At 68.4% G+C, this 23,571-nt stretch carries 16 protein-coding genes; 8 read left to right on the top strand and 8 right to left on the bottom strand.

Annotated elements, in window-relative coordinates:
* Positions 1–77 precede the first annotated feature (77 nt).
* From glpK to ACCD11_RS26915, 3 genes are all read left to right on the top strand, one after another.
* On the top strand, positions 78–1,574 hold the full coding sequence (gene glpK / locus ACCD11_RS26925; RefSeq protein WP_413316147.1) for a glycerol kinase GlpK: 1,497 nt from the start codon (positions 78–80) through the stop codon (positions 1,572–1,574).
* Between the two features lie 115 nt (positions 1,575–1,689).
* Positions 1,690–3,309 carry a phosphoethanolamine transferase gene (locus tag ACCD11_RS26920; protein ID WP_413316146.1) on the top strand — a complete coding sequence of 540 codons (1,620 nt, stop codon included), beginning with the start codon at positions 1,690–1,692 and terminating at the stop codon, positions 3,307–3,309.
* A 22-nt stretch (positions 3,310–3,331) separates the two neighbouring features.
* Entirely contained in the window at positions 3,332–3,787 is a 456-nt protein-coding gene (locus ACCD11_RS26915; protein WP_413316145.1) for a hypothetical protein, read from the top strand.
* On the opposite strand, the gene ACCD11_RS26910 is transcribed toward ACCD11_RS26915, so the two are convergent.
* The 3 genes from ACCD11_RS26910 to ACCD11_RS26900 form a co-directional block, all read right to left on the bottom strand.
* Positions 3,756–4,712 carry an alpha-E domain-containing protein gene (locus ACCD11_RS26910; protein ID WP_007831588.1) on the bottom strand — a complete coding sequence of 319 codons (957 nt, stop codon included), beginning with the start codon at positions 4,710–4,712 and terminating at the stop codon, positions 3,756–3,758. The genes ACCD11_RS26915 and ACCD11_RS26910 overlap by 32 nt on opposite strands.
* A gap of 14 nt (positions 4,713–4,726) precedes the next feature.
* Positions 4,727–6,223: a circularly permuted type 2 ATP-grasp protein gene (locus ACCD11_RS26905; protein WP_007831587.1), complete on the bottom strand. Its 1,497-nt coding sequence runs from the start codon at positions 6,221–6,223 to the stop codon at positions 4,727–4,729.
* A 161-nt stretch (positions 6,224–6,384) separates the two neighbouring features.
* The gene (locus tag ACCD11_RS26900; RefSeq protein ID WP_413316144.1) at positions 6,385–8,826 is read right to left on the bottom strand and encodes a DNA internalization-related competence protein ComEC/Rec2; all 2,442 of its coding nucleotides are present in this window, start codon (positions 8,824–8,826) and stop codon (positions 6,385–6,387) included.
* A 141-nt stretch (positions 8,827–8,967) separates the two neighbouring features.
* Here ACCD11_RS26900 and ACCD11_RS26895 point away from each other — a divergent pair, with 141 nt between their 5' ends.
* The 5 genes from ACCD11_RS26895 to ACCD11_RS26875 all read left to right on the top strand — a co-directional run bounded on the left by ACCD11_RS26895 (position 8,968) and on the right by ACCD11_RS26875 (position 17,679).
* Entirely contained in the window at positions 8,968–12,480 is a 3,513-nt protein-coding gene (locus ACCD11_RS26895; RefSeq protein ID WP_413316143.1) for a DUF2126 domain-containing protein, read from the top strand.
* A 62-nt stretch (positions 12,481–12,542) separates the two neighbouring features.
* Complete coding sequence (locus tag ACCD11_RS26890; protein ID WP_413316142.1) at positions 12,543–15,272, top strand: circularly permuted type 2 ATP-grasp protein; 2,730 nt, start codon at positions 12,543–12,545, stop codon at positions 15,270–15,272.
* A 127-nt stretch (positions 15,273–15,399) separates the two neighbouring features.
* The gene (locus tag ACCD11_RS26885) at positions 15,400–16,227 is read left to right on the top strand and encodes a basic amino acid ABC transporter substrate-binding protein (RefSeq protein ID WP_413316141.1); all 828 of its coding nucleotides are present in this window, start codon (positions 15,400–15,402) and stop codon (positions 16,225–16,227) included.
* A gap of 25 nt (positions 16,228–16,252) precedes the next feature.
* Positions 16,253–17,224: a transglutaminase family protein gene (locus ACCD11_RS26880; protein WP_007838551.1), complete on the top strand. Its 972-nt coding sequence runs from the start codon at positions 16,253–16,255 to the stop codon at positions 17,222–17,224.
* Positions 17,221–17,679 carry a RidA family protein gene (locus tag ACCD11_RS26875; protein ID WP_413316140.1) on the top strand — a complete coding sequence of 153 codons (459 nt, stop codon included), beginning with the start codon at positions 17,221–17,223 and terminating at the stop codon, positions 17,677–17,679. The genes ACCD11_RS26880 and ACCD11_RS26875 overlap by 4 nt, the downstream gene beginning before the upstream one ends.
* A 70-nt stretch (positions 17,680–17,749) precedes the next feature.
* Here the strand turns inward: ACCD11_RS26875 and ACCD11_RS26870 are convergent, their stop codons facing one another.
* From ACCD11_RS26870 to ACCD11_RS26850, 5 genes are all read right to left on the bottom strand, one after another.
* Complete coding sequence (locus ACCD11_RS26870) at positions 17,750–19,108, bottom strand: MFS transporter (protein ID WP_237726176.1); 1,359 nt, start codon at positions 19,106–19,108, stop codon at positions 17,750–17,752.
* A gap of 22 nt (positions 19,109–19,130) precedes the next feature.
* Entirely contained in the window at positions 19,131–19,790 is a 660-nt protein-coding gene (locus ACCD11_RS26865) for an aspartate/glutamate racemase family protein (RefSeq protein WP_413316139.1), read from the bottom strand.
* A gap of 19 nt (positions 19,791–19,809) precedes the next feature.
* The gene (locus ACCD11_RS26860; protein ID WP_413316138.1) at positions 19,810–21,264 is read right to left on the bottom strand and encodes an MFS transporter; all 1,455 of its coding nucleotides are present in this window, start codon (positions 21,262–21,264) and stop codon (positions 19,810–19,812) included.
* Positions 21,265–21,505: 241 nt separating this feature from the next.
* Entirely contained in the window at positions 21,506–22,348 is an 843-nt protein-coding gene (locus tag ACCD11_RS26855; protein WP_007838561.1) for a MurR/RpiR family transcriptional regulator, read from the bottom strand.
* Positions 22,349–22,394: 46 nt separating this feature from the next.
* Positions 22,395–23,420, bottom strand: coding sequence for a substrate-binding domain-containing protein (locus tag ACCD11_RS26850; RefSeq protein ID WP_413316137.1), 1,026 nt, complete (start codon positions 23,418–23,420; stop codon positions 22,395–22,397).
* Positions 23,421–23,571 lie beyond the last annotated feature (151 nt).

Raw genomic sequence — 23,571 nt, 5'->3', positions numbered from 1 at the left:
ATCCCGGCCCTCCCCCGGAAGGGGAAGGAGCAAGACAACGTCGGTTCGATGAGCGGACTCAGAGAAACATTGCCCCTATGACCACCTACCTGCTAGCCCTCGACCAAGGCACCTCCAGCTCGCGCAGCATCGTGTTCGACCGCGAAGGCCACATCGTCGCCATCGCCCAGAAGGAACTCACGCAAATCTATCCGCAGCCGGGCTGGGTCGAGCACGACCCGATGGAAATCTGGCGCAGCCAGCTCGCCACCGCGCGCGAAGTGCTGGTGAAGGCGAAGCTGCAGCCCACCGACATTCACGCCATCGGCATCACCAACCAGCGCGAGACCACCGTCCTGTGGAACCGCAAGACCGGCCAGCCGGTGCACCACGCCATCGTCTGGCAGGACCGCCGCGCCGAACCGCTGTGCGCGCAGCTGCGCGACGCGGGCATGACCGACACCATCCGCGAGAAGACCGGGCTGGTGATCGATGCGTACTTCTCCGGCACCAAGCTGCGCTGGCTGCTCGACAACGTGCCTGGCGCGCGCGCGCAGGCCGACCGCGGCGAACTGGCCTTCGGCACCGTCGACAGCTGGCTCATGTGGCAGCTCACCGGCGGCAAGGTGCACGTGACGGACGTCAGCAATGCCTCGCGCACGATGCTCTTCAACGTGCACCGGAACGAATGGGACGCCGACCTGCTCGCCGCACTGGAGATCCCCGCCGCGCTCATGCCGAAAGTGCAGCCGTCGAGTTCGCACTTCGCCGATACCGACGCGGCACTGCTGGGCCATGCGCTACCCATCGGCGGCGTGGCCGGCGACCAGCAGAGCGCCCTCTTCGGCCAGGCCTGCTTCGAGGCCGGCATGGCCAAGAACACCTACGGCACCGGCTGTTTTTTGCTGATGCACACGGGCGGCGCGTTCCAGCCCTCGCACAACGGACTGCTCGTGACCAGCGCCGCGCAGACCGACAAGACGCCGCAATACGCGATGGAAGGCAGCGTGTTCGTCGGCGGCGCCGTGGTGCAGTGGCTGCGCGACGGACTCAAGGCCATCAAGGGCAGCGCCGAGGTGCAGTCGCTGGCCGAGAGCGTGCCCGATGCGGGCGGCGTGATGATGGTGCCGGCCTTCACCGGCCTCGGCGCGCCCTACTGGGACGCGGACGCGCGCGGCACGATCACGGGGCTCACGCGCGGCACCACGGTCGCGCACATCGCGCGCGCCGCGCTCGAAAGCATCGCCTACCAGAGCGCCGCGCTGCTGCAGGCCATGAGCCGCGACGCAGTGGCTGCCGGCGGCAAGCCCGTGGCCGAGCTGCGCGTGGATGGCGGGGCGAGCGTGAACGACCTGCTGATGCAGTTCCAGGCCGACCTGCTGGGCATTCCGGTGGTGCGGCCCGAAGTGATCGAGACTACCGCGCTGGGCGCCGCGTACCTCGCGGGGCTGTCGACCGGCGTCTACACCGACGCGCGCCAGCTGTCGAAGCTGTGGAAGATCGAGCGCCGCTTCATGCCCACCATGGGCCGCGCGCAGGCGGAGGAGTCGATGGCACGCTGGGAGCGCGCGGTGCGGCAGGCCACGGCGACCTGATCGTCCCGGGGGCTACCGTGGGCGGTGCAAATACCTCGCCATCATCGGGCCACTGGGGCGCGTAGCGCAGGCCCCGGGGCAGAATGCGCCCGCCCCGACCTCTCGCGCTACCTGCTTGACCACCCGTCCCTCCCCTCCGCGCAATGCCCTGCCCGCCTGCGGCGTGGTAGGTGCAACACTGCTGGCGCTCATTGCGCTGGGCCACGACGGCCGGCGCATCGCGCAGCTCGCGGTGCTTGCAGCGCCCATGGTGCTGTGGCTTGCGTGGCCATTGCGCAGCACGCAGATGCGGCGATTGCGCACCCTGCTGGTCTGGCTTTGGGCCATTGGCTTCGCACTCGACGGCGCAGTGCGCGCCTACCTGCTCGACACCTACCAGGCCGCGCCCGACAGCGCGATGGTGCTCGGCGCCGCAGCCAACACCAACGCGCGCGAAGGCACCGAATACCTGTGGATGCATTGGCGCTCCGCGGCCGTGTGGTGTGCCGTGCTGGCCGTTGCGGGCGTGCTCATGGGCATGTTCGCGCGGCGCGGTGCGGTGGCCCCATCCGTCCGGCCCGCGCGATGGGCCGTGGCGCTGATCGCGCTGCTGCTGCTCGTCGCATGCGCCGCCTATGCAAGCAAGCCCTGGCGCCGGCTGCATCCCGCGATTTTCTGGACGCAGTGGGCGAACTCCGTCCACACGCTGCGATCCGCCTGGGCTGACCAACAGAAACAGCGCGACCGCCTGATGGCGCAGGCCAGGAGCATCGCGCCCGCCATATCGCAGGCAGGCCCCTCGACCGTCGTACTGGTCATCACCGACAGCATCAACCGCGACAACATGGCCCTGTACGGCTACGGGCGCCCGACCACGCCGCGCCTGCTGGCGCACAGGGCGCAAGCCGGAGGGCAGATGGCGGTGCTGAAGAACGCATGGTCGGTCGACGCCAGCACCCTGCCCGCACTGCGCAACATGTTCCGTTTCGGCCTGCCCGACAGCGACAACCCGCCGCATGTGCTGGCGCTGGCGCGCGCCGCAGGCTACAAGGTCTGGTGGATCAGCAACCACGACGACCTCGCCATCGAGCAGCAGCATGCGCGCCTCGCCGACGTGGTGGACATGGTCAACCGCACGCCGGGCCGTGCCAGCGCCTCGCTCGACGGCGAGATCCTCGACTGCGTGCAGGAGGCGCTGCAGGATGCGAGCACCGACCGCAAGCTGATCGTCGTTCACCTGATGGGCGCGCATCCGCACTACAGCCTGCGCTTTCCGGAGAACGCCAATCCTTTCGACGATGATGTCGACGCGGTCGAGAACGGCCTCGTGAAAGACGGCCGCTCGGCCTGGGTGCGCCGCTTCCGCCAGGAGTACGACGCCGCGCTGCTGTACCACGACTTCGTGGTGTCGGAGCTGCTGCAGCAAACACGCACCGCGGGCAAGCCTGGCGACTACCGCGCGTGGATGTACTTGTCGGACCACGGCCAGGAAGTGGGCCACGTCAGCGATCGCGCGGGCCACAGCCCATCGACCGCATCGGGCTATCGCATTCCGGCCTTGATCTGGCGCAACCGCGACGCCTTGCCGGTCGAAGCGGAGCAACGACCTTTTCGCGCGGACTGGACCGCCTGGGTCCTCGCGGACTTGCTCCGCATCCGATGGAATGGCCAAATTCCCACGCGCAACGTGCTGAGCGACGCCTATCGATGGCAGGCGCCGGAGATGCCGGTGGCCATCGAATCCTTTTCGCGCTGACGCCCCCTCCGGAGAGAAAACGATGACGAAGGAAGTAGTGTCGATGTTCCCGTGCTCGGGCAGGCACCGCAGGGTGCTGCCGGTGGTCCTGTGCCTCTTCGCCTTGCCGAGCGCCGCGGGCTGGAGCATCGACGACGATCACTCCAATTCGTTCAAGCACGGCCTTTACGAAATCAGGGAAGAAGCGAGGCGATTCGTCTTTCAGGAGAACGCCCGCCACGGCACGCACTGGGAAGCCATCGAACCGAATGCCAAGGTCTTCGTTCCGTTGTGCAAGACACCGCTGAAAACCGGTTGGGCCACAGGATCGCCCCGTCCCGGCGTCAGCGTGGCATGCGCCCGGTCCGTCGACGGGAGCTATCGCGCGTGGAACGTCACCGTGCCGGTGCGCAACGGCCCCGCCGGATCGGCGCACTGGCCGTGCAGCCGCGCGCGCCCACAGGACCTCAGTGCGCAGGAACCAGGAAGTCCTGGCTGATGCGCCCGCCCAGCTCGTTCACCCGGTCGAGGAACTGCGTGAGGTACGCGTGCAGCCCGGTCGCCAGGATCTCGTCGACGCGCGCGTACTGCAGGTCGGCCAGCAGCTTGCCGGCGCGGCGCTGGGTTTCGGCGCTCTGCTCGTTCTGCACCTTCGCGAGGTTGTTCACCACCTCGACCAGGCTCGCGTGCAGCGAGCGCGGCATGTCGGCGCGAAGAATCAGCAGTTCGGCCACGCGCTCGGGCTTGATCACGTCGCGGTACACCTTGCGGTAGACCTCGAAGGCCGAGACGCTGCGCAGGATCGCGCTCCAGTGATAGAAGTCGTACTCCTGGTCTTCCTCGGTGGCGGTGCCGAAGAACTCGCTGTTGAGTGCGTGGAACTTCACGTCAACCAGGCGCGCGGTGTTGTCGGCGCGCTCCAAAAAGGTGCCCAGGCGCGAGAAATAAAACGCCTCATCCTGGAGCATGGTGCCCAGCGTGACGCCGCGCGAGAGGTGCGAGCGGAACTTGACCCATTCGAAGAATTGGCCCGGGTCGCGCTCGAAGTCGCCTGCGCGCAGCATGCGGTTCACTTCGAGCCAGGTGGTGTTCTGCGTTTCCCAGGCTTCGGTGGTGAGCGCGCCGCGCACGGCACGGGCGTTCTCGCGCGCGGCTTTGAGACAGGACACGATCGACGAGGCATTGCTCTCGTCCTTGACCATGAACTCCATCACTTCCTTGGGCGCGATCTGGTCGTACTTCTTGTTGTACCAGGGCAGCAGCTCGCTGATGGAGAGCACGCCCTGCCAGCCGTACTTGGCGACTTCGGCGGACTGCGGCAGGAGCGAGGTCTGGTAGTTGACGTCCAGCATGCGCGCCGTGTTCTCGGCGCGCTCGGTGTAGCGGGACATCCAGTAGAGATGATCGGCGGTGCGTGACAGCATCGGTGGTGCTCCTACTACGATTGGCTTTGCGACTGCGCGGGCGCCGCCTTGGGCTTGGGTGCGCGGTCGGCTTCGAGAATCCAGGTGTCCTTGGTGCCGCCGCCCTGCGACGAGTTGACCACCAAGGACCCCTCTTTGAGCGCTACGCGCGTGAGGCCGCCGGGCACCATCTGCACCTCGCTGCCCGAGAGCACGAAGGGGCGCAGATCGATGTGGCGCGGCGCAATGCCGGCGTCCACGAAGGTGGGCGAGGTCGACAGGCTCAGCGTGGGCTGGGCGATGTAGCCGTCGGGCTTGGCGATCACGGCCTTCTTGAAGTCCTCGATCTCGGCCTGCGTGGCGGCCGGTCCGATCAGCATGCCGTAGCCGCCGGCACCGTGCACCTCCTTGACGACCAGGTCCTTCATGTTGTCGAGCGTGTACTGCAGCTCGTCCTTGTTGCGGCACATATAGGTGGGCACGTTCTTCAGGATCGGCTTCTCGCCGAGGTAGAACTCGACCATCTTCGGCACGTACGGGTAGATCGACTTGTCGTCGGCCACACCGGTGCCCACGGCATTGCAGATCACGACATTGCCTTCACGGTACGCGCGCATCAGGCCGGCGCAGCCGAGCGTGGACGTGGGGCGGAACACCTCGGGGTCGAGGAAGTCGTCGTCCACGCGGCGGTAGATGACGTCGACGCGCTTCGGCCCGCGCGTGGTGCGCATGTAGACGAAGTTGTCCTTGACGAACAGGTCCTGTCCCTCGACCAGCTCCACGCCCATCTGCTGCGCGAGGAAGGCGTGCTCGAAGTAGGCGCTGTTGTACATGCCCGGCGTGAGCACCACCACCGTGGGCTCGGCCGTGGCCGGCGGCGCGCTGGCGCGCAGCGTCTCTAGCAACAGGTCGGGGTAGTGCGCGACCGGCGCGATGCGGTTCTGATTGAACAGCTCGGGGAAGAGCCGCATCATCATCTTGCGGTTCTCCAGCATGTAGCTCACGCCGCTGGGCACGCGCAGGTTGTCTTCGAGCACGTAGTACTCGCCGTTGCCCTGGGCATCGGGCGCGCGCACGATGTCGATGCCCGAGATGTTCGAGTAGACGTTGTGCGGCACGTTGACGCCCATCATCTCGGGGCGGAACTGCGCGTTGTTCAGGATCTGCTCGGCCGGGATGATGCCGGCCTTGATGATTTCCTGGTCGTGGTAGACGTCATGAAGAAAGCGGTTGAGCGCCGTGACGCGCTGCACCAGCCCCTTTTCCATGCTCTCCCACTCGTGGGCCGGAATGATGCGAGGCAGCAGGTCGAACGGGATGAGCCGCTCGGTGCCGGAGCCATCCTCATCCTTCGCGCCATACACCGCGAAGGTAATGCCGACCCGGCGGAAAATCATTTCCGCCTCTTCGCGTCGCGAACGCATCACCTCACCGGGTTGCTTCGCGAGCCATTGGTCGTAGCGCTTGTAGTGCTGTCGGATCGCAGCCCCCGCATAGGGCAACTGCTCATACATCTCGTCGAATTTGTGCATGGGACGACCAATCTCCTTGAGCTATAGCTTAGCAAGTTCAGGGCCAGTAGAACCCCTTATGCCGAGGCCGCGTACGGGTCGAGCGACTTTTTTTTCGGCCTGGCGCAAGCGTCCCGATGATGGCAGGAACAACGGCCTCCCCCGAAAATCCAGAGCCGGCTTCAGGGCGGGCTGTGCTGCCAATATCGCGCGTTCCGCTCGCGCTCGCAGGCCAGGTCCCCGGGGCGCACGCTGCTCCAGTGCGCTGCGCCGCACCGGGTGTTCTCGACCAGCCGCCCGCCGCGCTCCAGGTAGCGCGCCGCCACTTCCTGCGCCGGATGGCCGAAGCGGTTGCGGTACCCCGCCTGGACGATGGCGATGCGCGGCTTCACCGCGTCGAGGAACGCCGGGCTCGACGAGGTCTTGCTGCCATGATGCGGCACCAGCAGCACGTCGGCGCGCAGCAGTTCCGGCGTGCGCGTGACGAGCGCCGCCTCCTGCAACCGCTCGATGTCGCCGACCAGCAGCGCCACGGCGCGGCCGCTGTCGATGCGCAACACGCACGACACCGCATTGGGTTTGGTGAAGCCGCGGTAGTCGGTGTCGAACGGATGCAGCACCTCGAAGCGCACGCCGTCCCAGCTCCAGGCCTGCCCCGCCTCGCAACGCCGCGCCGCACGCATCGCCTGCAGCGGGTGCGTGGCCTCGATGGAACTCAGCAGCGCGGCCTGCGGCTGCATCGCGAGCACCGCGGGCGCGCCGCCGGTGTGGTCGAGGTCGCGGTGGCTCAGCACCAGCGTGTCGAGGCGCTCGCCGTATGCCCGCAGCAACGGCACGAGCACGCGATGGCCGGCATCGCTTTCCAGGCTGTAGCGCGGGCCGGCGTCGTAGAGCAGGCTGTGTGTCGCGGTACGCACGAGCACCGCGTTGCCCTGGCCGACGTCAGCGGCGAGCAGTTCGAATTCGCCGGCCGCGGGCCGGGGTGCCTGCCACAGCAGCACCGGCAACAGCAGCGGAACGCCGAGGGCGCGCAGCGACCCGGGCAGCCGCATGGCCAGCAGCGCGCCGCCGGCCACGCCGCAGGCGGCCATCCACCAGGGCGGCGCGGCCACCGAGAGCGTGGCATACGGCAGCCCGGCCAGCCATTGCAGCAGCAGCGCCAGCACCTGCACGGCGCGGGCCGCCAGATCCCACAGCGGCGCCACGGCCACGCCGAGCATCGCCAGAGGCGTGATCACCAGCGTGACCCAAGGGATCGCCACCGCATTGGCCAACAGGCCGATCAGCGAAACCTGCTGGAACAACAGCAGGCTGAGCGGCGTGATCGCGAGCGTGATGACCCACTGCTCACGCAGGAACTGGAGCAGGCGGGAAGACGCGCCGGTCTTCCGCTCTCCGGGCACCCCGGCGTCGGTGGCGAACAGCACGCCCACCGCCACGAAGCTGAGCCAGAAACCGGCCTGCATCAAGGCCCAGGGATCGAGCGCGACCACCACGGCCGCCGTCAACAGCCACACATGCGGCCAGGGCCAGCGCCGGCCCGTGAGGCGCAGCAGCGCGACCGTCGCCAGCATCCAGACCGTGCGCTGCGAAGGCACGCCCCAGCCGCTGAACAGCGCATAGAGCGTGGCGAGCAGCACGCCGCCCACCAGCGCGGCCTGCTGCGCGGGCAGGCGCAGCATCAGCCACGCGCTGCGCCGCCACAGCAGGCCGACGACGTGCGCGGCCAGCCAGGCGAACATGGTGACGTGGAGGCCGGAGATCGACATCAGGTGCGCCACGCCCGTGGCGCGGAAGACGTCCCAGCCCGAGCGGTCGATGGCGCTCTGGTCGCCGGTAACCAGGGCCGCAATCACGCCTGCCCGGGCACGGTCGAGCACGCGTTCGAAGACGGCGTCGCGCACGGCTTCGCGTGCGCGCTCGATGGGATGCCGCCACGTTGGCGCAACGAGCGCGGGCGCCGCATCGCGCGTGCCGGTTCGCACAGTGCCGCCGGCATGCAGGCCCTGCTCCCACATCCAGAGTTCGCTGTCGAAGCCGTGGGGATTGCGGTTGCCGTGCGGCGCCTTGAGGCGCACCGTCAGGCGCCATCGCTCGCCGGCGTGGAGGGGGCCGACAGCGCTGGCCGGCGGCGTGCGGCCTTCCGAAGCCCGGTCCCACAGGCCTGAACCTTCCGAATACCAGCCGAGGGCAATGCGATCAGGCACGGTGGGCCGCCCCTCCTCGCCGGGGTCGGCCCAGCCCGCAGACTCGACATCCAGACGGAACCGCGTCCCGCCCTCGCTGCGCTGGGGCATCTCCGACACGACACCGGTGACCTGCAGGTCGCGCCCCTCGAGCGCCGGGTTCAGCGCACCGCCCGCGTAGATGGCGGCGCGCCATCCCGCAAGCCCCGCACCCGCCATTGCGCCGCACACGAGCGAGGCCATCAACAGCCCTCGGCCCGACAGGCGCCGCCACCACCACAGGCCGGCCCCGGCCCCGAGCAGCAAACCCGCATACATCCATGCCCGCCAAAGCCCTGCCTGCTGCAACTGCAGGACCGCACCGAGCAGCGAACCGCACAGCGCCGCGAACACCCACGATCTGCCCGCGGCGGCACCGGACGCGCGAAACGGCGTCAACGAGAAACTCCCGAACCCATGATGCAAACCCTCCCCAAAGTCACGCTCAGTGGCGCGTTAATTGCTTTGCAACTGGGCTAGTATGCGTCTCACAAGAGACATCTTTTCGATGCAATCTCGCAGCACTGCACATAAAAACGCATGTCCATTCACGCCGCTCTCCACCACGTCACCCACTACAAATACGACCGCCCGGTGCAGCTGGGCCCACAGGTCGTGCGCTTGCGGCCCGCGCCGCATTGCCGCAGCAACGTGATCTCGTACTCGCTGCGGGTCGAGCCGGCCGAGCACTTCGTCAACTGGATGCAGGACCCCTTCGCCAACTACCAGGCACGGCTGGTGTTCCCCGAGAAGACGCGCGAATTCAAGGTCACGGTCGACCTCGTGGTCGAGATGGCGGTCTACAACCCGTTCGACTTCTTCCTCGAGCCGCAGGCCGAGAACTTCCCTTTCAAGTACACGCAGTCGCAGGCCGAAGAACTCGCGCCCTACCTCGTCACCGAAACGCCCACGCCGCTGCTGCAGGCCTACCTCGACAAGATCGAGCGCAAGGAGCAGCGCACCATCGACTTCCTGGTCGGCATCAACCAGCAGGTGCAGCAGGACGTCAACTACCTGATCCGCATGGAGCCCGGCGTGCAGACGCCGGAAGAAACGCTTGCCAGCGGCAGCGGCTCCTGCCGCGACTCGGGCTGGCTGCTGGTGCAGCTGCTGCGCCACTGCGGACTGGCCGCACGTTTCGTCTCGGGCTACCTGATCCAGCTCACGCCCGACGTGAAGGCGCTCGACGGCCCGAGCGGCACCACGGTCGACTTCACCGACCTGCACGCCTGGTGCGAGGTGTTCCTGCCGGGCGCCGGCTGGATCGGCCTCGACGCCACCTCGGGCCTGCTGGCCGGCGAAGGCCACATTCCGCTGGCCTGCACGCCCACACCATCGAGCGCCGCGCCTATCGAGGGCGGCGTGGATGAGTCGGAGGTCGAGTTCGGCCATGAAATGAAGGTCACGCGCATCTACGAATCGCCGCGCGTCACCAAGCCCTACACCGAAGAGCAATGGTCCGAAGTGCTGGCCCTGGGCGACGCCGTCGATGCGCGCCTGAAGGCCGGCGACGTGCGCCTCACCATGGGCGGCGAGCCCACCTACGTGGCCACCAGCGACCGCGACGCGCCCGAATGGAACACCGACGCGCTCGGCCCCACCAAGCGCGGCTACGCCACCGAACTCGTGCACAAGCTGCGCGCAGAGTACGGCAAGGGCGGCTTCCTGCATTTCGGCCAAGGCAAGTGGTACCCGGGCGAGCAGCTGCCGCGCTGGGCGCTGTCGATCTTCTGGCGCGCCGACGGCCAGACGCTGTGGCACGACCCCGAGCTCTTCGCCGACGAGCGTTTTCCCACGCAGTACACGAGCGAGGACGCGCGCCGCTTCACCACCGTGCTGGCGCACAAGCTCGGCCTGACCGAGCGCTACATCCAGCCCGGCTACGAAGACACCTACTACTACCTCTGGCGCGAACGCCGCCTGCCGGTGAACGTCGACCCCTTCGAGTCGAAGCTCGACGACGAACTCGAGCGCGTGCGCCTGCGCCGCGTGTTCACGCAGAAGCTCGACGCGGTGATCGGCTACATGCTGCCCATCGAGCCCGGCAACGCGAACAGCGATGCACCCGCGCTCGCCGGCCCCGGCTGGAAGACCGGGCCCTGGTTCCTGCGCGACGACCGGCTCTACCTGATCCCGGGCGACTCGCCCATGGGCTACCGACTGCCGCTCGACTCGCAGCCGTGGGCGAGCAAAGGCGACTATCCCTACCTGATCGAGCGCGACCCGACCGCGCCGCGCGGTGCGCTGCCGAGCGCGGCCGACTACCGTGCGCGCTATGCCGTGGCGGCAGGCGGTGCGGAGGGTGACCGCGGCGCCGTGCCCTATGCCTTCGGCACGCCGCCCGTCGTGGCGGCCTCGCTGCGCATGCAGGCACCGGGCAGTGCAGGCGAAGGCGGCGCAGCCACGGCCGCCGACGAGGCTGCCGACAAGTCGTCCACCACCGCGCGCCAGCCGCTGCGCGGCGAATCGGCCCACTGGGTCACGCGCACTGCGCTGTGCGTCGAAGTGCGCGACCCGCGCCGCGCCAACGGCCCCGCGGCCGAGAAGAAGGGCAATGCCTCGGGCGTGCTCTACGTCTTCATGCCGCCGCTCGCGCGCCTAGAGGACTATCTCGACCTCGTCGCGGCCGTCGAAGCCACCGCGCGCGAACTCGGCATGCGCATCGTGATGGAAGGCTATCCGCCGCCGCGCGACCCGCGCCTGAAGATGCTGGCCGTCACCCCCGACCCTGGCGTGATCGAGGTCAACATCCACCCGGCGCACAACTGGAAGGAACTGGTCGATCACACCGAGTTCCTCTACAACGCCGCCTTCGAAACCCGCCTGTCGGCCGAGAAGTTCATGACCGACGGCCGCCACACCGGCACCGGCGGCGGCAACCACTTCGTGATGGGCGGCGCCACGCCGGCCGACAGCCCCTTCCTGCGCCGGCCCGAGCTGCTGGCCAGCCTGCTGCTGTACTGGCACAACCACCCGTCGCTGAGCTATTTGTTCTCGGGCATGTTCATCGGCCCGACCAGCCAGGCGCCGCGCGTGGACGAAGCGCGCAACGACCAGGTCTACGAGCTGGAAATCGCGCTGAAAGAGATCGCTAAGAACCGCGAGATCTACGGCGCCAACATGCCCGCATGGCTGGTCGACCGCACGCTGCGCAACATCCTGATCGACGTGTCGGGCAACACGCACCGCAGCGAGTTCTGCATCGACAAGCTCTACTCGCCCGACTCGAGCACCGGCCGCCTCGGCCTGCTGGAGCTGCGCGCCTTCGAGATGCCGCCGCATGCGCGCATGAGCATCGCGCAGCAATTGCTGATCCGCGCGCTGGTGGCCCGCTTCTGGGACGAGCCCTACAAGGCCCCCGTCACGCGCTGGGGCACCGAGCTGCACGACCGTTTCCTGCTGCCGACCTTCGTGAAGATGGACTTCGACGACGTCATCAGCGAGATGCGCCAGGCCGGCTACGCCTTCGACGCCGACTGGTTCGCGCCGCATTTCGAGTTCCGCTTCCCGCTCGTGGGCCAGATGCAGGCGATGGGCGTGGAGCTGTCGCTGCGCAATGCGCTGGAGCCATGGCACGTGATGGGCGAGGAAGGCTCGGCCGGCGGCACGGTGCGCTACGTCGATTCGTCGCTCGAGCGCATCGAGGTGCGCGTGACCGGCCTGAACGAAAGCCGCCATGTCGTCACCGTCAACGGCAAGGTGCTGCCGCTGCAGCCCACCGGCGTCACGGGCGAGTTCGTGGCCGGCGTGCGCTACAAGGCCTGGAACCCGCCGTCGGCGCTGCACCCGAGCATCAAGGCCCATGCGCCGCTGACATTCGACCTGGTCGACACCTGGATGAAGCGCTCGCTGGGCGGCTGCCAGTACTTCGTCGCCCACCCGGGCGGGCGCAACTACGACACCTTCCCGGTCAACGCCTACGAGGCCGAAAGCCGCCGCCATTCGCGCTTCACTCGCACCGGACACACGCCCGGCCTCATGCGCACGCCCCCGGCGACCATCGAGCTGCCGGGCAGCCGCGAATTCCCGTTCACGCTGGACCTGCGGCGGTAAGGGGTCATTCGGCACGCTGCCCGAACGGACGCCCCGTGACGGCAGTGTGACAATCCACCCCTGTGGAACCTTTGAACGAATCCCTGTTCGACGCCGAGGCGCTGGAGTTTCCAGCTGCCCTGGCGTCGGCGCTCGCCCCTGCGGCCCTGCCCGGTCATTTCGATGAACTGCGCGGAGCGGCCACGGCGGCTGCGCCCGTGCGGCCGGCGGCGGGAGCCGTGCCTGCCGCCGCTGCGCCGCTCTATGACACCGCCGGTGAGCGGCCGGTAACGTCTGGCCAGTCCCAGTCCCAGTCCCAGTCCCAGACGCAGACACAGGCCCCGCCCGGCGAACAACCGCCGCTCACGCCCGCCTGGAACGCCTTCTTCGATCAACTCGGCCCCGACGGCTTCAGCGACCTGCCCCGGCGTGCAGCCAGCCTCGAGCGCCAGATCCGCGACAACGGCGTCACCTACAACGTGTACGCCGATGCCAATGGCCCGCAGCGGCCTTGGTCGCTCGACCTGTTCCCGCTGATCGTCTCGCCCGAGAGCTGGAGCCAGATCGAGGCCGGCGTGCTGCAGCGCGTGCGCGTGCTCGACCGCGTGATGGCCGACGTCTACGGCCCGCAGCAGCTGCTGGCCGAAGGGCTCATTCCGCCGGCGCTGGTGCGCGGCCACCCCGGCTACCTGCGCGCGCTGCACGGCGTGAAGCCGCCGGGCGACACCTGGCTGCACATCGCGGCCTTCGACCTCGCGCGCGGCCCCGACGGCAACTGGTGGGTGGTCTCGCAGCGCACCCAGGCGCCCTCGGGCCTGGGCTATCTGCTCGAGAACCGTTTGGCCATCACGCGGCAGTTTCCGCAGGCCTTCGAAGCGCTGCACGTGCAGCGCCTGGCCGCCACCTACAGCGCCATGATGGAAGGCCTGCAGCGCATGTGCCCGGCCGGCGTGCCGCCGCACATCGCGCTGCTCACGCCCGGCCCGTACAACGAAACCTATTTCGAGCACGCCTACCTCGCGCGCTACCTGGGCCTCACGCTGGTCGAGGGCAGCGACCTCACGGTGCGCGACCAGCGGCTGTACCTCAAGACGCTGCAGGGCCTTCGCCCGGTGCACGGCCTCATCAAGCGGCTCGACGACCAGTTCCTCGACCCGCTGGAGCTGCGCCCCGATTCCACGCTCGGCGTGCCCGGCCTGCTGCAGGCCATTCGCGCCGGCAATGTGCTGGTGGCCAACATGCCGGGCTCGGCGTTCCTCGAGTCGCCCGCGCTGCTCGGCTTCCTGCCGGGCCTGGCGCGCCGCCTGATCGGCGAGAAGCTCAAGCTGCCCGCGTTGCCCACCTGGTGGTGCGGCGAGCGCGCGGCGCTCGAATCGGTGCTGCCGCAACTGGCCGACTGCGCCATCAAGCCCACCTACCCCGGCTTCGACGGCCACGCCAGCTTCGACGCCGTGCTCGGCAGCCAGCTCGGACGGCGCGAGCTCGACGAATGGGCCGGCCGCATCGTGCGCGAAGGCGACGGCCACACCGTGCAGGGCTATCTGCCGCTGTCGCAGATGCCCACCTGGGCCAACGACATGGGCCCGGGCCACATCGCGCCGCGCGCAGTGCTGCTGCGCGTGTTCGCGGTGAGCGACGGCGCGCAGTCGTGGCGCGTGCTGCCCGGCGGCCTGGCCCGGCTCGCGGGGCCCGACGCACAGATCGCTTCGATGCAGCGCGGCGGCAGCAGCGCCGACGTGTGGGTGCAGACCCACGGCGAGGTCGACCGCACCACGCTGCTGCAGCCGCACGCCACGCCGGCCTCGCTCGCGCGGCACCGCGCTCCCGTCACCAGCCGCGCCGCGGAGAACATGTTCTGGCTCGGGCGCTACACCGAGCGCGCCGAGAACGCCGTACGCCTCGCGCGCCTCACGCTCAACCTGCTGGGCAGCGAAGACCAGTCGTCGCGCCCGCTGCTCGAATGGCTGCACCGCATGGCGCTGCGCAACGCACTGGTGCCAGCCGAGGCGCCCAGTGCGCCGAAGTCGCGCCGGGTGTTCGAACGCGCACTGATCGCCGAACTCGGCGACGTGGAGCGCGGCGGCAGCGTGGGCTTCAGCCTGATGTGCATCCGGCAGGCCGCCGCCGCCGTGCGCGAACGCCTGTCGCAGGACAACTGGAACCAGATCGTGCGCGCCGAGGCCGACTTCCTGCGCCGCGCGGCCGAGCAGGCCGGCGAAGGCAGCTTTGCCACCGGCGCCTCGCTGCGCGCCCTCGAATCTGCCAGCACCGCGCTGGCCGCCATGACCGGCGCGCAAACCGACCGCATGACGCGCGACGATGCCTGGCGCCTGCTGTCCATCGGCCGCCACATCGAACGCCTGGGCTTCCTGTCGAACGCGCTGGAGGCCGGCTTCGAGAACGGCGCCGTGCACGAGGTCAGCGGCTTCGAGGCGATGGTGGCGCTGTTCGACAGCACCATCACCTTCCATGCCCGCTACCAGCAGCGCCGCGATGTCGCCACCATGGTCGACCTGCTGGTGCTCGACGCCGAGAATCCGCGCTCGCTCGCATGGGTCACTCAGACGCTGCGCGGACGCATCGCCCGGCTGGCCGGCAGTGCGCCCGGCAAGCTGACGGCGCTGTCGTACGAGTTGTCCGATCCGGCCAGCTGGACGCTCGAACACCTCTGCGCCACGGGGCCTCATGGCAACTATCCGGCCCTCGCCGAACTGCTCGCCAACTGCGAGACGGCGGCCTACCATGTGTCGGACGCCATCGGCACACGCTACTTCACGCTGACCTCCGAATCGCTGCGCTCCGTCGGGGCGTGAACAGGCACTCCCCCATGCTTCGCGCACTTCGTGTCGCTACGCACACCCCCTCGCTGGGGGCAACGCCTGCGGCCCGGCAAAGCCGGTTCCGCGGCGTTCCACAATAAGTTCACGGAGAAGCACCGCCATGCCCCACTGCGTCACCATCAACCGCCGCTTCGCACTCACCGCCGCGGGCCTCTTCGCGGCCCTCGCCATCGCCGGCTGCGACAAGCAGGAGCCGGCATCCGCACCGTCCGCCACCGGTGCACCGGCGGCACCGGCCGCCGCGCGCGTGCTCGTGGTCGGCACCGACGCCGCGTACACGCCCTTCGAATCGCAGAACGACAAGGGCGAGATCGTGGGCTTCGACATCGACGTGGTGAAGGCGGTCGCGCAGAAGGCGGGCTTCGAGGTGAAGTTCGTCAACACGCCGTGGGAAGGCATCTTCAATGCGCTCGACCAGGGCGACCGCGACCTGCTGGTGTCGGCCATCACCGTCACCGACGAGCGCCGCCAGACCATGGACTTCTCGCAGCCCTACTTCGACGCCCGGCAGCTGATCGCCGTGAAGAGCGACTCGCCCGTCACGAAATTCGAGGACATCAAGAACATGAAAGTCGGCGTGCAGAACGGCACCACCGGCGACGAGGTCGTGGGCAAGCTGCTGGGCAAATCGAGCACCGCCATCAAGCGCTTCGAATCGACGCCGCTCGCGCTCAAGGAACTCGAGGCCGGCGGCGTGCAGGCCGTGGTGGCAGACAACGGCGTGGTGGTGCACTACATCGCGAACAACACCGCGGGCGGTTTCAAGACCGTGAGCGACGCGGGCTTTCCGGTCGAGAAGTACGGCATTGCCGTGAAGAAGGGCAACGCCGACCTGCTGGCCAGGATCAACCAGGGCCTCGAAGGCATCCGGGCCGACGGCACCTACGCGAAGATCTACGCTTCGCACTTCGGCGCCGAGGCCAAGTAGACCCACGCAACGGGCACTGTCGATCATGCTGCTTCACGTCACCCACGAAACGCGCTACGAGTACTCGCCGCCGGTCGAGACCGCGCAGCACCTCGCCCACCTCAAGCCGCTGGCCACGGATTCGCAGCGGCTCGTGAGCCACCGGCTTGCCATCGAACCGGCGCCTGCGCAGCGCAACGAGCTGGCCGACCTGTACGGCAACACGCGCGCCTTCTTCGCACTCGAAGCCACGCACGACCGGCTCGTCGTCACGGCCGAGAGCGTGGTCGAAACCTCGCAGCCCGTGCTGTCGCCCGCCGTGGCGCGCGAACTGCCGTGGGAAGCCGTGCGCGAGCGCTTCCGCTTCCGCAAGGACGCCACCTTCGATGCGGCCTCGGAGTTCGTCTTTCCCTCGCCCTACGTGCCGCGCCACGGCGACTTCGCGGCCTATGCGCGCGCCAGCTTCGTGCCTGGCCGCCCTACCTTCGACGTGGCGATGGACCTCACCGAGCGCATGTACGAGGACTTCGCGTACGACGCCGACAGCACCGAGATCAACACCCCCGCCGTCGAGGCTCTCGCACAGCGCAAGGGCGTGTGCCAGGACTTCGCCCACATCATGATCGCGTGCTTCCGCACCATGGGCCTGCCCGCGCGCTACGTCAGCGGCTATCTTCTGACGCAGCCGCCGCCCGGCCAGCCCCGGCTGGTAGGCGCCGATGCGTCGCACGCCTGGGTGTCGGTGTACTTGCCCGGAAAGGGCGAGGACGACGGTTCCGAGAGCGCGGGCGGCTGGGCCGATTTCGATCCCACCAACGGCCGCCAGCCGGGCGAGGACTACGTCACGCTCGCCATCGGCCGCGACTATTCCGACGTGTCGCCGATGCGCGGCGTACTCCATGGCGGCGCCAGGCACACGCTGCGGGTCGGCGTGACCGTGCAGCCCGTGGGGGAAGTGGTCGAGGGCCTGCCGCAAACACAGACACAATCGCCTTCCCAAGACAAGGAGTCTCCATGAGCGTTTACGACAAACTTTCCAGCCTCGGCATCACCCTGCCCCCGGTCGCCGCCCCCGCGGCCGCCTACGTGCCCTTCGTGCAGACCGGCAACCTCGTGTTCCTCTCGGGCCACATTGCGAAGAAGGACGGCAAGGTCTGGGCCGGCCAGCTCGGCGCCGGCATCAGCACCGAGGAAGGCAAGCAGGCCGCACGCGCCATCGCCATCGACCTGCTCGGCACGCTGCACGCGGCCGTGGGTGACCTGAACAAGGTCAAGCGCATCGTCAAGGTGATGAGCCTCGTGAACTCGGTCGGCACCTTCACCGAACAGCACCTCGTGACCAACGGCGCGAGCGAGTTCTTCGCCGAAGTCTTCGGTCCCGAAAAGGGCGCGCATGCACGCAGCGCCTTCGGCGTCGCTCAGGTGCCGATGGGAGCCTGCGTGGAGATCGAGCTGATCGCCGAAGTCGGCTGATCCCGTCGATCTTTTTCAGTTGACGCCCGGCTCGGGCGAGCCGCTGCGGCAGCGGGCAGCGCTCGTCCAGTCACTCTCCCGGCGCGGGGCTGCGCGCCTTCTCGCGCGAGACGAACAGCACGATCAGCACCGTCGCCATGCACTCGACCACCGCGATGATCGTCAGGCCCTGCGCATATTGCCCCGTGCTGCTCTTCAGGTAGCCCAGCAGCTGCGGCGAGAAATACCCCGCCAGGTTGGCCACCGAATTGATGAACGCCAGGCCCACCACCAGCGCCGTGGCAGACAGGTAGCGGCTCGGTATCTGCCAGTAGATCGGGATCGAGCCCATCGTGCCGGCCGACGACAGCGCCAGCGACACGATCACGCCGGCCATGTTTTTCTGGCCCAGGAAGTAGGCCGTGAGCAGCAGGCCCAGCGCTCCCAGCCCGGCCGCGATGGCCGTGTGCCACTTCACCTCCTTGCGCCGGTCCGAGAGGTAGCCGTTGCCGATCATCCCGATCCAGCCGCAGGCGTAGATGCCCGCCATGACCCAGCCCAGCGTCTTGATGTCGTTCACGCCGACCTCCCGCACGATGCTCGGCCCGTAGTACACCAGCGTGGCATTGCCCGCCACGATGCAGAAGAAGATCAGCGTGAGCACCCAGAGCTGCGGGTTGCGCATCGACGCCAGGAAGCTGTGCTCGCGGTGGCCCAGGCTCCTGGCCTCGAGCACCAGTTCGCTCTCGACATGCGCCTTCTGCCGCGCGCTCAGCCAGCGTGCCTTGGCGGGCGAATCGCTGAGGACGAAGTACGCCACGGCCCCCGCCACGATCGATGGAATGCCCTCGATCACGAACAGCCACTGCCAGCCGCGAAAGCCACCCACGCCGCCGAGCGCTTCCATCAGGTAGGCGGCGATCGGGCTGCCGAACATCAGCGACAGCGCGGAAGCCGAAACGAAGAACGCGAGCGCCTTGCCGCGCCGGTGTGCGGGCAGCCAGTAGGTCAGATACAGGATCACGCCGGGCTGCAAGCCCGCCTCGAACGCCCCCATAAGGAAGCGCAGCGCATAGAACTGCAGCGGTGTCTTCACCCAGGCCATGAGCACGCACACCACGCCCCAGCCGATGGTGATGCGCATGATGGTCTTCTTGGCGCCGAACTTCTGCAGCAGCATGTTGCTCGGCACTTCGAAGAAGAAGTAGCCGATGAAGAACACGCCCGCACCCGCGCCGTAGATGGCGTCGGACCACTGCAGGTCGCTCATCATCGTGAGCTTCGCGAAGCCGACGTTGACGCGGTCGATCCACGCCAGGAACCACACCAGCGTGAGGAAGGGAATCAGGCGCCAGACGATGCGCCTGAAGGTCAGGTCGCGTTCCGCGAGCGAGTCCACGCCCGTGCCTGACGCCGCTGCAGATGCGCCCGGATTTGCCGCCGTGCTCATGCTCATGTCTTGCTCCTCATGTTCAGGACGCGACTTCGAGTCGCGCACACAGCTGCCGCATTGCGGCGGAAATCGGTGCGATCACCGGCACGCCGAAGCGCGGTGCCAGCGCCAGCGCGGCCTGGCCCAGCGGGCCGCCGCCAATGATCACGGCCTGCGCGCCGTCTTCGTCTATGCAGCGCTGCACGGCCCGTGCCAGCGCGTCCTCCAGCGCTTGCGGTTCGGCCGCCAGTTCGCGCGGGTCGCCCTGTGTCAGGCGGGTGCCTGCGTACAGGCCGAGCAACCCGAGCGCACGGGCGCGCCGCTCGATGGGTGCCACCAGCTCGGGCGTCACCGTGGCGATGCCGAAGCGCCGATGTCCATTGCTCGCCTCGCGCATCGACGCCTCCGCGATGCCGACCACCGGCACCCGCGCGTTCGCTCGCACGAGGTCGATTCCCGGGTCGCCGAAGGCACTGACGATCACGCCGTCCCAGCGCGCAACGCCAGCCTCGCGCCACACCTTCAGCACCTCGGTGGCGGCGGCCTCGAGCTCCTGCTCGTTGACGATCATCGAGGGCCCGCCCGTGGCGGTGCGGCCGGTCACACGGCAGCCCGCAGGGGCCTCGCCGTTGGCGATCTTCGTCATCATCTCCGTGGTGGCGGTCGACGAGTTGGGGTTGATGAGCAGGATGTCCGTCATGCGAGAAGCTTTCTGAGGTTCAACCCGGCTGCGCGATCTTGGCGGCCGGGGTGGCGTCGGTGGCCGGGCCTTCACCGGGCAGGGGCAGTGCGTCGGGCGACTGGCCATAGGTTTCCGGCACGCTCTGCACGCTGATCACGAAGACCGCGTACATGCCGGCCGCCAGCCCGAACACGCCGACGAGGCCGAAGGCATCGAACAGGCGCCCGGCGACGAGCGGCATCAACGCGCCCGCCGCGGTGCCCGTGGCCAGGATGAAGGCAGTGCCGAAGGCCCGCACGCGCGTCGGGTAGAGCTCGGGCGCGAAGATCCAGATGGTCGTGTTCAGCAGCAGCACGAAGAACTGGAACACCGCGCCCGCAATGAGGATCACGGCGATGCTCTTGGCCACGAAACCGATCGTCAAGGCCGCCAGGCAGGCACACACGGCGCCGGCCGTCAACACGCGCTTGCGCGGAAAGTGAAAACCCAGCAGCGACGCCGCAATGGCGCCCAGCAGGCTGCCGCCCTGCATCACCATCGTGAACACCAGGCTCTTCGACATGCTGTAGCCCAGCGTGACGAGGATGGTCGGCATCAGCGTGAGCACCGAGATCTGCGCGCCGTAGGTCATCCAGATCGTGATGCACAGCGGGATGGTGCGCCGCGCCAGCGCACCGCGGAAGATCTCGGTGACGCGCACCTTGACCTTCGCAGGCTGCGCGTCCGCGCCATCCTCGTTGATGTACTGCTGCTGCGGCACTTTCTTCGCCGAGAGCCGGCCCGACGCCAGCCGCGACAGCACCGCGTTCGTCTCCTTCACGCGGCCCTGCGAGAGCAGAAAGCGCGGCGTTTCCGGAATGTAGCGGCGATAGAACGCGCCGAGCAGCGCCGGCACCATGAGGCAGGCAAAGAGCCAGCGCCACGCGTTGTCGCCCGGGAACATCCAGAACACCAGCAGGCCGAAGCCCGGCGCGAGGAAGTTGCCGAGGCCGCCTGCCCCCACGTTGACCAACCCCACTGCCGTGCCGCGGAACCTGGTCGAGCAGAACTCGGCCAGCATGGTCACCGCAATGGCGATCTCGCCGCCGAGTCCGAAGCCGACGATGGCGCGCCCGAGCGCCATCACCGTGAAGTTCGGCGCCGTCGCGCAGACGCCCGCGCCCAGCGTGAACAGCAGCAGATCGAGCGACAGCATCACACGGCGTCCGTAGCGATCGGCAATGAAGCCCGAAACGATCCGCCCGATCGCCGCACAGGTGAAGGTGACGGTGTTCAGCAGGCCGATGTCCGATGCGCTCAGGCCCCACTGCTGGCGCAGCATGGGCCCCACGATGCCGACGGCGTTCTGCTCGAAACTGTCGAACAGGCAACCGATCAGGATCAGAAAGATGATCGTGTGATGCGAGCGCGTGACACCGATCTTGTCGAGCGCGCGGTCGAGCTCGGCAACCCGGGGCGAGTCAGGCCCGGAGGAAAGTGCAGGTCCAGCCATTGGAAACCCCTTGAGAAAGGAAGAAGTGCTTGCTCGGTGCTGTCCGGAATCGCCTTTCGCATGCTATCGGCGACCTCGTTGCAATGGCATATCGATTTCACCTATATATGTTTTGTGAAATCAAAATTTCAGTCACAAGCAACCATGAGCAAGCGCCATGCCCGAACTTTCGGGGAATTACAGGGGAAATTTCAGGCCGGGCGCACCGTGAACGTGCGGGTGCGCACCGTTGGCGTGCGGCTCAGAGCTCGCCGTTTTCCTCGTGGCCGAGCTCGATGGCTGCCAGCCGCTTGCGGCCGGCGGAGCCGGAGGCCTCGATCACCATGGTGGCGAGCAGATCGCACACGCCCATCACCGCGGTGTGGTTGTCCAGCAGCCCGGGGCCGCGGCAATCGCACTGCAGCGACCAGGTGGCACCGGCAAAGTCCGGCGACGCCCGGTCGCTGATGTAGACGATGCGCGCGCCGATGCGGCTCGCGGCCTCGAGCAGGGTGTCCATCTGCCGCGTCTGCCGGCGCGTGCCGAAGACGATCACGCAGTCGCGCGTGCCCAGCCCGGCCAGGTGCTCGGCCAGCGTTTCTCCAGGCCCCGGAATGGCGGTGACGCGCGGGACCACCTGGATGATCTGCCAGCGCAGGTACTGCGCGAAGGCATGGCTGCTGCGGCTGCCGAAGATCAGCACCTGGTTCGCGCCGATGATCGCCTTGACGATCTCTGCCATCTGCCGGTCGTCGAGCCGATCGAAGGTGCTGGCCAGGTTGGCCTGAGACTGCTGGAAATGCGTGGCCACCAGGTGGCCCCGCTTGGAAGCCTCGGTGGCGTTCTGGAACAGCGGCGAGCCGGTCTGCTTTTCCTCACGGACCTGCCGCCGGGCCTCCTCGTAGTTCTCGTACCCGATGCGGCGGATGAAGCGGCTTACCGTCGAGGGCGACACGCCCGCAAGCTCCGCCAGTTCGTTACCGGCATAGCTCGCCAGCTCGCCCGGGAACTCCAGCACGAAGTCGGCAAGCTGGCGCTCCGTCGCGGACAGCTGGTCGAGCTGGCTGCGAACGCGGCGGACGAAGGAGTCTGCGGAAGGTGACATGGCGGTCTGGGCACGCGATGATGCCAGCTTCAACTGTTCGCGGATGCTAGAGCGCCCGCGACGAGCCCCGCACCACCAGCTCCCCAGGCAGCAGCAACTGGCGCGGCGCCGCGTCCAGTCCCCGCAGCCGCTCGATCAGGCAGGTAGCGGCGGTGCGGCCGATGGCGTCGGTGGGCTGGGCCACGGTGCTCAGGCCGGGACCGATGAGCGAGGCCCATTCCGGATCGTCGAAACCGACGAAGCCCAGGTCGGTGCCGAACTGCCAGCCCAGCCGCGCCATCGCCTGCGCAATGCGCAGCGTGACCACTGCATTGCCCGCGACCACGGCCGCGCGTCGGCCGCGCTTGGCGCGCTGGCGCAAGGCGCGCAAAGCCTCGTCGAGCGCATCGCTCTCACCCTCGACCGATTCGAACACCTCGCCCGCCACGCGCGGCTCATGCGCGGCCACGCAGGCGCCGAACGCTGCCGTGCGTTCGCGCCGCGAGCTCACGCCCTTCTGCGGCTCCGTGACGTAGAGCAGATCGCGGTAGCCGCCTTCGACCAAGTGGCCGCAGGTGGCCGTCATCGCGGCAGGGTTGTCGAGCGAGACGAAGTCCGTGTGCATGCCCGCGTGGCGGCGGTCGACCAGCACCGCCGGCTTGCCGTGCAGCGTGACCGCATCGACCACGTTGCTGCCTCGACCCAGCGTATTGAGGATGAAGCCGTCGACCTGGTAGCCCGCCAGCGCATCGATGGCTTCGCGCTCGCGTTCGCTCTCGTTGCCGAGGTTGAACAGCATCACGAGATAGCCGGCGTCCTGGCAGGCCTTCTCGGCGCCGCGCAGCACCGCGACGGAATACGGGTTGGTGATGTCGGCCACGATCAGGCCGATGAGGCGCGAACGGCCATGGCTCAGGGCCTGCGCCATCGGGCTCGGCGAATAGGCGAGCGCGGCGATGGCGACTTCGACGCGCGCGGCGATGTCGGGGCTCAGCAGGCGTTCGCGGTGGTTGAGGAAGCGCGAGACGGTGGCCTTGGAGACGCCGGCCGCCGCGGCGACATCGGCGATGGTGGCGCGGCCCGTCGGCTTCATGGTCTTGCTCCTTCCCCCCCTGGGGGAAGGTTGGGATGGGGGCAGGCAGAGTGCCCAGTGGATGCGCCGCTTGGCCCCCCCCCACCCCACCCCCCCCACGCGGCGGCGCAAAACCCTGGAGGAGGAAAGACCCCCCCGCGCGGGCGACCGC

This window comes from Variovorax sp. Varisp36 (assembly GCF_047304235.1).
Taxonomy (GTDB): domain Bacteria; phylum Pseudomonadota; class Gammaproteobacteria; order Burkholderiales; family Burkholderiaceae_C; genus Variovorax.
The sequence above is the reverse complement of the archived record's forward strand: the minus strand, read 5'-3'. Positions and strand labels throughout refer to the sequence as shown.

Coding starts and splice junctions, on each gene's coding strand:
- glpK (WP_413316147.1), top strand. CDS start 78: ATGACCACCTACCTGCTAGCCCTCGACCAAGGCACCTCCAGCTCGCGC.
- ACCD11_RS26915 (WP_413316145.1), top strand. CDS start 3,332: ATGACGAAGGAAGTAGTGTCGATGTTCCCGTGCTCGGGCAGGCACCGC.
- ACCD11_RS26910 (WP_007831588.1), bottom strand. CDS start 4,712: ATGCTGTCACGCACCGCCGATCATCTCTACTGGATGTCCCGCTACACC.
- ACCD11_RS26905 (WP_007831587.1), bottom strand. CDS start 6,223: ATGCACAAATTCGACGAGATGTATGAGCAGTTGCCCTATGCGGGGGCT.
- ACCD11_RS26895 (WP_413316143.1), top strand. CDS start 8,968: ATGTCCATTCACGCCGCTCTCCACCACGTCACCCACTACAAATACGAC.
- ACCD11_RS26885 (WP_413316141.1), top strand. CDS start 15,400: ATGCCCCACTGCGTCACCATCAACCGCCGCTTCGCACTCACCGCCGCG.
- ACCD11_RS26880 (WP_007838551.1), top strand. CDS start 16,253: ATGCTGCTTCACGTCACCCACGAAACGCGCTACGAGTACTCGCCGCCG.
- ACCD11_RS26875 (WP_413316140.1), top strand. CDS start 17,221: ATGAGCGTTTACGACAAACTTTCCAGCCTCGGCATCACCCTGCCCCCG.
- ACCD11_RS26870 (WP_237726176.1), bottom strand. CDS start 19,108: ATGAGCACGGCGGCAAATCCGGGCGCATCTGCAGCGGCGTCAGGCACG.
- ACCD11_RS26865 (WP_413316139.1), bottom strand. CDS start 19,790: ATGACGGACATCCTGCTCATCAACCCCAACTCGTCGACCGCCACCACG.
- ACCD11_RS26860 (WP_413316138.1), bottom strand. CDS start 21,264: ATGGCTGGACCTGCACTTTCCTCCGGGCCTGACTCGCCCCGGGTTGCC.
- ACCD11_RS26855 (WP_007838561.1), bottom strand. CDS start 22,348: ATGTCACCTTCCGCAGACTCCTTCGTCCGCCGCGTTCGCAGCCAGCTC.
- ACCD11_RS26850 (WP_413316137.1), bottom strand. CDS start 23,420: ATGAAGCCGACGGGCCGCGCCACCATCGCCGATGTCGCCGCGGCGGCC.